We start from the raw sequence: 12,028 nt of genomic DNA on the forward strand, positions 1-12,028 counted from the left end.
GTAAAGGAGTTTTAACTATGTTACCTTTTAACGGAAAATACCCAAAATTAGATCCTAAATCTTGCCTCATGCCGGGCGCTGAAATTGCCGGCGATGTAGAGCTTAAAGAATACGCCTCCCTCTGGCAAAACGTAGCTGCTCGCGGCGACGTAAATAAAATTATCGTTGGTCGCTACACCAATGTACAGGACAACTCTGTACTCCATGTAGATGACGATAAAGCTTGCGTACTCGGCGATTTCGTAACCATCGGTCACGGTGCCATCGTTCACGCTTCCACCTTGGAAGATAATGTCCTCGTTGGCATGGGTGCCATCGTTCTCAGCGGTTGCCATATCGGTACCGGTTCCATCATCGCTGCCGGTGCGGTTGTGTTGGAAAACACCACGATTCCTCCGTATTCCCTCGTTGTAGGTGTACCGGCGAAAGTAGTTCGTACCGATGAATCTCAGGTTGAACGCATCCATAACCAGGCATTGAAATATAAAAACCTTTGGACTGAACGCTACGGTTTATTACCTAATGCAGGCGGCGAAGAATACAAAAAAGGCGCTAAAATCGTTTAATACGAACAAATGACTGTCGCAAATAAAGAATAAAAACTAAAGAGCTATCCCTAAGTTTAGCTCCCCATCACACAAAAGAGGCTGACAACAATTTGCTGTCAGCCTCTTATTATATGTTCTATGCAATTTCATATTTCAGCTTGTTTGATCCGTCTATAACCAAATAACTTTGCCCTGAATCAAGCTCTTTTTCATTAGTCCATGGCGATAACAACTTCGCCCTGAGCCAAGCTCTTTTTCACATCAATAATACGTTGATTCTTCGAGCCGCGGAACCGCAAGCTTGGGTCGCGTAAAGCATCCACAAATTTGCCGTCCACTAAGATATCGCATTGTTCCAATAACTGTCGTTTAGCCGGGCAAGCGATGAGCTCATCCCAGGTATAACCGGAGTACGCCCAAATATCCTTTTCAGGCACCGTTTCACGCACCTTTTTCACAACCGGCAACAAACCGTCCACGTTTTGAAACGGTTCGCCACCGAGCAAGGTAAGGCCCGATACATTCGGATCGCTCACGTAAGTAAGTACTTCTGCCGTTTCCTTATCGGTCCAAAGCTTCCCTGCCTGTGGGTTTTGGTATTCTTCGTTAAAACAATTAAAACATTTATGTGTGCAACCGGTAACAAAAATAGACGTGCGGATACCGTTTCCGTTGGCAATATCTAATTTGCGAATTTGTCCATAATTCATTACGGCTCGCCTCCTCTACCTGCTCAAATTTAAAAATAATTGTTACTTCGGCACAATCATTCTCATATACCTAAATAAAAAATTCTTACCTAAATTAAATAATCTAAACAAAAAACAGGTCATGAAATCATGACCTGTTTTTGAGTGTTAAATATGCATTACTCGGTCTTTAATTTCTTTAGTACGTCCTTCATTCCAGAAGTTTTCACCTAAATAACCGCAAGTACGGCGGATTACTGTCAATTTATCACGGTCCGTGTTATGACAACGTGGGCATTCCCAATCATTGTTATCGTTGACTTTAATTTCACCGTCAAAACCGCAAACATGACAATAATCTGATTTTGTATTAAATTCCGCATAGGAAATATTATCGTAAATGTATTTAATCATAGTTAATACGGCCGGAATATTGTTGGTCATATTCGGAATTTCCGCATAAGAAATGCAACCGCCGGTCGACTTTTTCTGGAATTCCGATTCGAATGCAAACTTATCAAATACATTAATTTCTTCCCGTACGTTTACATGATAGCTATTTGTGTAATAACCTTTATCAGTAATATCTTCGATTTCACCAAAACGGGCGCGGTCCAAAGAGCTGAAGCGATTGGTAAGGCTTTCAGCCGGTGTACCGTATAAAGCAAAGCCCATGTTATGACGTTTCTTCCAAGTGTCAATGGCTTCGTTCAAACGATCCATGACTTTCATGGCAAATACACGGCCTTTTTCACCGGTATTGGACTCGCCCGTAATAAGCTTCGTTGCTTCGTACATACCGATGTAACCCATAGAAATCGTAGCATAACCGCCTTTAAGGAATTTAGCAATCGGTTCGCCTTTTTTAAGACGAGCAATCGCACCGTGCTGCCAATGAATCGGCGATACATCACTGGTTACGTTCTTCAATAATTCATAACGCAATAATAAGGCTTTTTCAACCAATTTCAAACGTTTATCCAAAATTTCAAAGAAACGTTTTTCGCTATGACGTGCCAAAATACCGATTTGTGGCAAGTTGAGACTTACTACGCCCATGTTGAAACGACCGTCGAATACATACTCGCCCTTTTCGTTTTTCCAAGGAGACAAGAACGCACGGCAACCCATTGGGCTGAAAACATTACCTTCGTAATTTTCCTTCATTTTCTTGGCGGAAATATAGTCAGGATACATGCGTTTAGCCGTACATTTAGCAGCCAATTCCGTTAAATAATAATATGGTGCGTCGGGGTGAATATTGTGTTCATCCAACACATAAATCAATTTAGGGAACGCCGGTGTAATATACACATTCGCTTCGTTTTTAACGCCCATAATGCGCTGTTTCAAAATTTCTTCATCGATGAGTGCCGCTTCTTTAGCATATTCGCTGTTTGGGTCAAAATGCATAAACAAAGTTACAAACGGAGCCTGACCGTTCGTCGTCATCAATGTATTAATCTGGTATTGAATAGTCTGAATACCGTCTTTAACTTCTTTGCGCGTACGTTTCCAAGCAATTTCTTTCGCTTTTTCCATATTCGGTTTCATGTCATAGATTTCAACCTGTTCTTCCAAAACATTGGCTAAAATCTTATCATACGATTTACGTACAAACGGCGCCAAAATACGGTCGATACCGTTAATACTCTGACCGCCGTACTGACCGGAAGCAACTTGCGCAATAATCTGCGTCGTTACGGTACAAGCAACCTGGAATGACTTCGGTGTATCAATCTTCTTACCGTTAATAACAGTACCGTTGGTGAGCATATCTTCCAAATTAATTAAACAGCAGTTGAACATCGGCTGAATGATGTAATCCATATCATGGAAGTGAATAGCGCCGCTGTCATGAGCCTGCACGATATCCGCCGGAATTAATTTACGACGGGCAATGTCCTTGCTTACTTCACCGGCAATAAGGTCACGCTGTGTGGAAACAATGGCTGCATCCTTGTTGGAGTTTTCATCAATCAATGCTGTGTTGCTGCGATCCAACAAGCCAAATACATCTTTATCAGTCGTATTTTCTTTACGTTTAAAAGCCTGAACGGCTTTGTAGTTTTCATAAGCACGTGCCGTTGCCGGATTATGGTATTCCAACAATTTGTAATATACCTGGTCTTCAATAGCATAAATTGTCAATGTTTTGCCGATCTTATGAGCGTATTCTTCGATTTCGTCAGCGATACGCCCCGCCAATCCTTCTTCATATAAACCGGTACTGCTATTCATGGCTTTTTCGATAGCTATTTCGATTTTTGTTTTATCGAATGGCACTTTCTGGCCATCACGTTTAATTACCTCCAACACGGTAAAGCCTCCCTAACACTTACTACTAAATATAGTATGTAAATAAAAAAAGATATTGACAAATAAGCAATGACCATTTGGCCACCTAGTTAAATACCCCAGTACTTACCTATAAATGGAAGCAACCGGTACTTTACAGTCACCAGTTGCTTTCGTCTTGCTTATTATACAACATCTTGTATCTGATTTCAATATATTATACTATATATTATTTTCATGCTTGACAACACTTTGAAGGTATAATTGCTTTAAACGCACAATATCAACCTTCGAGCAGGCTGTCAAAGGCAGCTCATCAAGCCAAATGATATCCTTCGGCCGTTCTTTGGTGAGTAAACGCTCTGATATGGCACCTACTATATCTTGTATAGGGGTGTTACTGTTTTTAACTAAAAAAGCCACCGGTTGTTCCCCCCGAAGTTCGTCCGGCACACCGATAACCGCCCCCGCCGTTATGCCGTCAATGGCTAATAAACGGCTCTCTAAATACGGAATAGACAGCTTATAACCGCCTCGATTAATCATAGCCTGCTTCCGCCCGGTAAAAATCAATCGCCCGCTATCACTAATGTAACCCGTATCTTCCACCGTAAAAGGCAAAGTTAACCCTTCTATACCATATGGTGTATCTACATAGATAAAGCTGTCAACGCCTACCGTAACGGTAACGCCCGGAAACGGATAGCCCACCGTGTTCGGTTCTGCCAACCACTCTTCGCCGGAGCAATAGGTAATATAATTTAGTTCACTGGCGCCGTAATAAAGAATAAATTCCGTATGCGGTTGTTTAGCTTTGAGCTTATGCAGTAGTTTAGCATCCAGCGTTTGTGATCCCGTAAAAATCATTCTGAGGGACTGTAACGTATCCTGTAAAACCGCTGTAACCAGACGCAATTTCGTGGGCAATAAGTACCAATGAGTCACTTCATATTGCTCACTCAATGTCAGCCAAGTACGGGGTGACATATGAGCCGACGTAACCACCGTGCCCCCTTCATAGATAACCGATACAAGGGTATTGAAATTGCCGGTAAAACTTAAACTGCCTTGTTGGAAAATAATCGTACCAAAGTCGATTTTAAAGATTTTATTCTGTGCTTCGAAAAAATCCACCCAACTGGCCAACGGCCGCCATAAGATTTTAGGCAAACCGGTGGTGCCCGAAGTAAGCACGCCGAAATCAGCTTTTGGATTGACACTACGGTCAATAGTAAAACCGTATTTAGCTTGCAACTGTGCCAGACGTTCATCGCTTAAATCAGGATGACATAGAATGGGTAAGCGTTTCGCTTTCATCGCTCCCAACCACTGTACGAATTGCTGCCATACCGAATCAGAGCGGATATACTCAATACGATTGTTAGCTTGCGCGGAATTCGCCTGCCTGGAATGAGACTTCTCGGAATTCGCCTGCCCCCTGTCTGCTTGCGAAATATCTATTTGCGCCGTATTCGCCAATTCTCGGGCTACTTCACGAATCCCCTTATTCAGCATTTCATAGGTGTACGTTGCGTCATCTACAACCAGAACCAACTTATTCGGATAATTCTGAGCCATATAATCGAGACGTTCCCAAAAGGAAAGACCCTTCATAGCAACTTTAGGGTCATTCAACTCAACGGCCTGAGAGAAGGTTGTTAAATTTTTTTCACGCATCACAAACAGCCTCCATTCGTTCAATAAGCATGGCCGTCCCCATACCACCGGCACCGGCAATAGCACAAATCCCATATCTACCGTTACAGTACTCTAAGGCAGCCATCAAATGGAGCAAAATAATCGCTCCCGAGCAGCCGAATGGATGACCATAGGCCAACGCACCGCCCAATTGGTTGTAACGATCCACATAGGCCTTATAATTGCGCTCAAAGAGCACATCAATCACCGCAAAGGCCTCATTCCATTCCACCGCATCAATATCATCCATGGTGAGTCCCGTTTTGGCTAGAAGCTGTTCGGTTGCCTGCCACGCCCCTTCAGGACTATATAAAGGATCACCGCCAAAAGTAATGGCGTCGACCAACTTAAAAGGGCCTACTTCATTACTTAAGGCTACAAAAGCCGCTCCGTCATGAGTAAAACAAGCATTGCCGGCCGTCACCAAGGTTCCCGGTCCCAAAACAGGCTTCATGCGATTCAATAAGCGTTGTGACAGTCCGGGTCGCACACTTTCATCCACATAGTCTCGCCCCATGTCTAACACATAGGGCGCTAACAAGCCTTCATCACGAGCTCGCCCGGCCGCTTGTTGGCTCCGCAAGCTCCAATAATCCAACTCTTCTTTGCTCACATCATACTTTTCGATGGTTCGTTGAGCCCCTTTTAACATAGCCTGCGCGTCATTTTCCTGTGGTGAAAACTGAGCCACCATGTATTCACCGGCTCGGTCATCCCCCTCCGCATAGATTCGCAGCGGTTGTAAGGAACTGCTTTCCGTACCGCCGGCCAGCACACAATCTGCCATGCCGCTACGTATTGCACGAAATCCCTGAATAATTGCGGCGCCGGCGGAGGCACACTGCATATCTACCGTATAGGCCGGTATTTTTTCACCATAACGAGAATTTAAGGCCGTTAAACGGCCAATGTTACCACCGGTGCCAACCGCATTGCCACAGATGATTTCAGCCACCTTAGGATACTGTTCATACAACGCATCTAATACACGAGCCCCCAATATTTCCGGTTTTATCGATTTAAATTGCCCCTTATATGAACCAATGGGCGTCCTAAGGCCGCCCATTATGTACACCGGAGACAATGTTTGTTGTGTTTTCATAATGCCTCCAACGAGTAATTGTCTCTTAAATATTCAATTTAACCGCTTTCATACCTAACCAAGCAGCAATGCCACATTTAATAATATCACCGGGAATGAAAGGCAATGCATAACCCGCTATAGCTGCTTCAAGTCCGATGTTGGTAACAATCATGCCACCGGCCATACCAAAGATGTAAGTAATCGGAATGGTAATCACTACGGAGCGCCAGAAATACCCGAAGAAAGACGGTGTTTTACCTTTAAGCATACTGAGAATAGTGTAAGCAATCGGATAACTGATGTAGTAACCGCCGGCAGGCCCTAAGATTTTACCAAGACCGCTGGTACCGCCGGAAAATACCGGCACCCCGATAATGCCCAATAATAAATACACACAAATAGTAATAAAGGCTTCCTTTGGTGGTAATAAAAATCCGATTAAGCATAATACCAAAGTGGTAGCCGTTACCATGGCCGGTGAAAACGGAATTGGAAATGAAATGTAAGCGGACACGCAGGTCAACGCTACCAGTAACGCCATTTTGGTCAATTTACGAGTATCTGACATAATAAACAACCTCACAAACTAAAATAATAATCACAAAAATATGAGTGTATTGGCTTAACTACAGTTTAATGTTAAGCTACTCATCAAATAAAAATAACACTCTTAAAAAAAATGAAGCCACACCACAAAGTAAGGAAAACGCAACCTACTTGTAGCTGCAGGTAAACACCGGTCGATGCGCAGTAAAACCTTGGATGGTGCGACCTGATCTTTGTAAAACAATTGTCTCATCTACAAAGGTAGGCCTACGAAATCGAATCTTCACAGCTGTCACATCCGTCCCTACAGTTTCAGCTAAATACGCCGCCATGGCCTCCAAAATCTGGCAGCCCGACACAATGGCATTTTCCTGCTGATGAATGCTGTTATGATCTTCTACATCCGTCACAAATTCTAAAATTTCAGATCGATTGAATGCTCGCCAAGGCACAACATCAGTCGGTATCTGATAATCCGCCTTCGCCGGTTTCGGCTTCACCGGAATTGAATCAGGCGTTAAAACTTTTAATAGTACCGTAAGCGCTTCATTGCCTCTTACCAGCTCAGTTTCATACCACTCACCGTTCTGACGAACTTCGGTGTGCTCCGCCGGCTCTGCCAAACGTTGCCATTTTAATTGCGCAATCACCATTGAACGGGGTAATTCTTTATCAGCTTCAATCATAGCCTTAAATAACTCACGCATTTTGGAGCCCCCTCTTTCGCAAATCTACTTAAAATTATATTAAATTCATGCTTATTCGTCAACTACGCGCCATTCTCATTGTTAACAAATAAAGCCTTTCCCAAAGTGTACTCAAAAGCTGTGAAGTACTTACTTTGAAAAAGGCTTTTTGTTACAATGTTTTAATCAATTCCTGTAAATAGGTACGGAATGAATCTTTGCAATGTTCACTGCGCAAGCCATATTCCACGGTGGCTTCCAAATAGCCAAGGCGGTCACCTATATCATAGCAACGGCCTTCGTATTCTAAGGCATATACGTCACTCTGCAATGCGGCAAGGCCATCGGTAAGCTGCAATTCACGCCCGGCGCCAAGCGGAGTATTTTCCAACACCCCAAAAATCTCAGGTGTCAAAATATAACGCCCCAAGACAGCCAAATTAGATGGTGCCAAATCGCGTGACGGTTTTTCAACCAAGCCATCCACTTTATAAATATGAGGCTCAATTTCATGCCCTGCTACGATACCATAGGAACTTACCTTTGTTTCCGGTACGCGCTGAGTGCCAAGAATCGTGCCGCCCATACGCTCATGACAATCTATTAATTGCTTTAAACAAGGTTTTTCAGGGTTATATACCACATCATCACCCAGTAATACGGCGAACGGTTCATTGCCTACAAAAGCTTTGGCGCAAAGAATGGCATCACCCAATCCACGCGGTGCTTTTTGACGAATAAAGTGAACCCGAATATCCGCCAAGGAACGAACCATGGCCAACTGTTTTTTCTTGCCCTGCTGCTGTAACAACTGTTCCAATTCAACACTGGTATCGAAATGATCTTCAATGGCTCGTTTATTGCGCCCCGTAATAATTAAAATCTCTTCAATACCGGAAGCCAATGCTTCTTCCACAATATATTGAATCGCCGGTGTATCAACAATCGGTAACATTTCTTTAGGCTGTGCTTTGGTCGCCGGTAAAAAACGTGTACCGAAGCCGGCGGCCGGAATAATAGCTTTGCGTACTTTGCCCATGTTTGAAAGACCTCACTTTTTTCCGTCATAATAATGATTAAGAGTAATTATGAAGCCATGCCATAGGGCACAGCTTCATAACCTAAAACATCTATACTTCGTTCAATTACTAGAAATCTTTAGCAACTACCGTATAAGACCATTTTTTCTGTTTAGACTGATATGTGAGCCACCCTTCAAAGGAGTGCATATCACGATGCCAAGTATAGTCTACATAACGCAACTCACCGGACTGTACATCACGTTTCGTAGTAATCGTAAATGTATCCAAACGAGTCAGGCGGAAGGAAGCCCCCACCGTAAAGTTATGAAGAATGTCTTCACGGTCAAACGGATATGGCGAATTATCTTTCGGATCAATATTATTCTGACGATAACCGGCAAATACGTTAACTCGTGAATTTATTCGCCAATTCGTATTACCGCCCCAGTACGGCATGCTGCGAATATGGTCGTTATAGCCATAGTAATCACGCTGATAGCCGGCAAAGAAACGTAAATTGGCATTTTTAGCCAATTTAATTGTATCATGGCTTACTTCACCAAAGTACATGTAGTGACTGCCCTTGATGTAATCTTCTTTCCAATAACCGGCCGTAGCACCGCCACGAACAGTAAACGGCGTATCGCCAATATGGTACACATTGGTATATACGGAGAATTCCGGTTTCTTTTCTACCCAAACGGTACGGGCATTTAAAGTGGCCGATTCACGGCTCACGCCGACCGTAGCAACGCCCCAAGGCAAGTAATGACGATAACCGTAACTTGGCTTAAAGCCTTCCTTGGTCATCCACTGATAACGGAAGAACAATTCACCGTCATCACCAACCGGATATTTAAGACCGCCCTTCAAGCCGAAACCATCGTCGCTGGAATACGTCGGTCTTGGAATCAAGTCAAACACACTAAATTGACCTTGACGATCATTGCGAAGGGATACTACATATTTCTTCGTACTCATGATTTTACCGTTTTTAATAAACAGCTTGGCATCATGAATAATGGCTTTATCCCCCGGATACACTTCAATGGTGCTGCCTTCAATACGATAATCGGGCACACCTTTATAGGCCATAGCATGTTTGGTAGTAACCCAGCCTTTGGTAATAAGGCCCTGATTACCGTCGAATTCTGCTTTTTCAGCTTTCACATAGTATGGTTCTACATAGCCGATAACATCAGGTGCCGTCATAGCATTAGTGCCGCTGTTAAATACTAAATCTTGGCCCCGTAAGTCCTTAGTGGCCCCTTTATTTTCCAGGTAATGAAACTCACCATCCGTCGTATACTCTTGGGATTTAGTATTACCTAACAGCTTTTCACTATGAATTTCACGACTGCCCTGATAAGCATCTACTTTACCGACAGCCACAACATTGCCGGTAGCACTGCTGTAATACATGCTGTCCGCATCAACTTTAACAGGTAACTCACTGTCATTTACCGTGGTCACCGGCTTACCGCGACGGACTACACGAATAAGACCGCCATCGGACTCGCCCATATTAGCGATGGTTACCGGATTGGAATCGGTTGCAACATCTTGAGCATTTTCATAAACAAGGCCTCTATTATCGGCCGCCTGCACGGCTAATAAAGGCATAGCGACTAAAGCGGCACCCAATGCATACTTAGCCTTTTTCATTACCATCTTTTACCTACCTCATCTTCACTGGATTAGTTGCGTTTTACAACAATTATTGGTTGTGATTGTGATACATTCGTTTGATCCGCAGTGTCAGCACTTGCTTCTTCCACTTCACCATTGTCCTCAGAATCGCCATCTTCTACCGTTGCCGCTGAATCATCGGACTCTTCCACTACCTTCACCGGTGTATCTTCGTCTTCATAAGAGTCGGCCGGAACTAAGGTTACCGGTTCCGATGCATCACCTAATGTATAGTCATCATAGGAATCTTGGGAACTTGGATCGCTGGAATTATGAGCCTGGCCATCACCGCCTACGACAATCCCCTGTACGGTTACCAATTCTTGTGGCTGCACATAAATTGTAGCCCCTACAGGCAAGTCGATATTCTTACCCTTTACAAAGAAACCGCCTACTAAACCGACAGGACCCAATAATACGGCACCGGCTACAGAGGCGCCGGCTGCTTTCAATTCCTGCTGCGTACGAGCTTTTGCTTCTTCCCCTTGAATAGCTGTAAATTCAGTGCCATCCAATGCCGGAACTTTATCAAACATCAAATCTAATTTACCGTTACGACCAAAAGAGGAGGCTTTTTTAAGTTCGGAAATATGACCTTCCCCAACAGTACCTGCCGGTACCAATAAGATATTACCGTCCATCAGATCTTCCGACACGGTAAAGCTGAAAGTATCACCCAGTTTGCTGGTAGCCGTATTAATCGGCGTATTCAAAGTTACGGCAAATACTTCCGTGCTTGGTGCCGAGCCTACTTGAGACGTCAATTTCAAAGGTGCTCCGTTAATCGTTTTGGCTAAGGCATTAATTCGTGTGTCCAAGGCACCGGTACTGATACGACCGGTTACACTGCGTTCCAATTGTTCCACACGAGAAACTAAGGAACCGTTGCCCACTTTATTCTGGTAATGCCATTCCAACATGGATAATTCTTGACTTACCGATACTTTACCACGCGTATTGCCATCGATGGAATTATACAAGGAATCAACTTGTGAATTTAAAGTACCGGAAGAATCTCTACCATAAACGGTCTGACTAATCTGCTGCACACGATCCACTAAAGCCCCAACCTGCGTGGAACCATATACTGTATTTTCTAAGGCATCGGTTTTCTCTAATACGGTTTCCGGAGCCGCCCATACCTGACCGGTCATAAGCGCTGCTACCGCCAACGTAAGCATGTGTTTTTTCATACATCCTCCAAATAAACAAGACTTAACCTATTATTGAATGCTATTCGCCTCAATGCGTATTAAACAATATGATTAAATTTTGAGGTCAATAATAGCGGATACGCCAACCCCTTGAATACGGGATGCATTAACAGGGTTCTTGCTGTCGATAGGCACTAAACCTTTTACACGAGCTACATTATTAAAGCTGGCTTCCAACTGAGCTACCGCTTCAACGCGCTCTACTTCGGAAGCAGGACCCGTTACCTGAGCCGCCCCGATGTAACCGTTCGTACCTACACTGACAATCGGCACAACCTTAGTCGTATAAGTAGTGCTCAAGTTATTCTGAGCTAAAATTTTATTTAAAAAATCATTAATCTGGCCGCCGAAGCGATCAACTAAGATGCCCACGCCGCCGACTTTTAAAATGCTGCCTAAATTCAAGCTGAATGCTTGCGTCGTATTTACTAATGCACCGGTAGAAAGTGTTGCAATGGAAACGGCCATAACCGTTGCCAATAATTTCTTTTTCATATCTATGTCCTCCTCTATCGTATACATAATTAGCGGTTTATACTGATGTTATTATATCA

General features: G+C 43.6%; 11 protein-coding genes. 1 reads left to right on the top strand and 10 read right to left on the bottom strand.

The window, feature by feature from the left end:
* The first annotated feature begins 17 nt into the window (after positions 1-17).
* Positions 18-566, top strand: coding sequence for a gamma carbonic anhydrase family protein (locus tag CCC71_RS08640; RefSeq protein WP_021841437.1), 549 nt, complete (start codon positions 18-20; stop codon positions 564-566).
* A 194-nt stretch (positions 567-760) separates the two neighbouring features.
* Here CCC71_RS08640 and nrdG read toward each other — a convergent pair whose 3' ends face one another.
* From nrdG to CCC71_RS08690, 10 genes are all read right to left on the bottom strand, one after another.
* Entirely contained in the window at positions 761-1,258 is a 498-nt protein-coding gene (gene nrdG, locus CCC71_RS08645; protein WP_021841007.1) for an anaerobic ribonucleoside-triphosphate reductase activating protein, read from the bottom strand.
* A gap of 147 nt (positions 1,259-1,405) precedes the next feature.
* Positions 1,406-3,556 carry an anaerobic ribonucleoside-triphosphate reductase gene (gene nrdD, locus CCC71_RS08650; RefSeq protein WP_296333449.1) on the bottom strand — a complete coding sequence of 717 codons (2,151 nt, stop codon included), beginning with the start codon at positions 3,554-3,556 and terminating at the stop codon, positions 1,406-1,408.
* A 201-nt stretch (positions 3,557-3,757) separates the two neighbouring features.
* On the bottom strand, positions 3,758-5,212 hold the full coding sequence (locus tag CCC71_RS08655) for an AMP-binding protein (RefSeq protein ID WP_247239774.1): 1,455 nt from the start codon (positions 5,210-5,212) through the stop codon (positions 3,758-3,760).
* The gene (locus CCC71_RS08660; RefSeq protein ID WP_296333450.1) at positions 5,205-6,335 is read right to left on the bottom strand and encodes a thiolase family protein; all 1,131 of its coding nucleotides are present in this window, start codon (positions 6,333-6,335) and stop codon (positions 5,205-5,207) included. Before CCC71_RS08660 ends, CCC71_RS08655 begins: the two co-directional genes overlap by 8 nt.
* A gap of 25 nt (positions 6,336-6,360) precedes the next feature.
* Positions 6,361-6,885 carry a biotin transporter BioY gene (locus CCC71_RS08665; RefSeq protein WP_296333451.1) on the bottom strand — a complete coding sequence of 175 codons (525 nt, stop codon included), beginning with the start codon at positions 6,883-6,885 and terminating at the stop codon, positions 6,361-6,363.
* A gap of 145 nt (positions 6,886-7,030) precedes the next feature.
* Positions 7,031-7,570, bottom strand: a complete 540-nt coding sequence (locus CCC71_RS08670) for a hypothetical protein (protein ID WP_021841002.1) — start codon at positions 7,568-7,570, stop codon at positions 7,031-7,033.
* A 151-nt stretch (positions 7,571-7,721) separates the two neighbouring features.
* Positions 7,722-8,588 (bottom strand): UTP--glucose-1-phosphate uridylyltransferase GalU, encoded by an 867-nt coding sequence (gene galU / locus CCC71_RS08675; protein WP_296333452.1) that lies wholly within the window; start codon positions 8,586-8,588, stop codon positions 7,722-7,724.
* Positions 8,589-8,697: 109 nt separating this feature from the next.
* Positions 8,698-10,236 carry an LptA/OstA family protein gene (locus CCC71_RS08680; RefSeq protein ID WP_296333454.1) on the bottom strand — a complete coding sequence of 513 codons (1,539 nt, stop codon included), beginning with the start codon at positions 10,234-10,236 and terminating at the stop codon, positions 8,698-8,700.
* A 32-nt stretch (positions 10,237-10,268) separates the two neighbouring features.
* A complete protein-coding gene (locus CCC71_RS08685) occupies positions 10,269-11,453 on the bottom strand; it encodes a hypothetical protein (RefSeq protein WP_021840999.1) in 1,185 nt (394 codons plus the stop codon).
* 72 nt (positions 11,454-11,525) lie between these two features.
* Positions 11,526-11,969: a hypothetical protein gene (locus CCC71_RS08690; protein WP_021840998.1), complete on the bottom strand. Its 444-nt coding sequence runs from the start codon at positions 11,967-11,969 to the stop codon at positions 11,526-11,528.
* Positions 11,970-12,028: the final 59 nt, after the last annotated feature.

Origin of the sequence: Veillonella sp. LMAG:90, assembly GCF_008679445.1 — a bacterium.
Classification (GTDB): domain Bacteria; phylum Bacillota; class Negativicutes; order Veillonellales; family Veillonellaceae; genus Veillonella_A.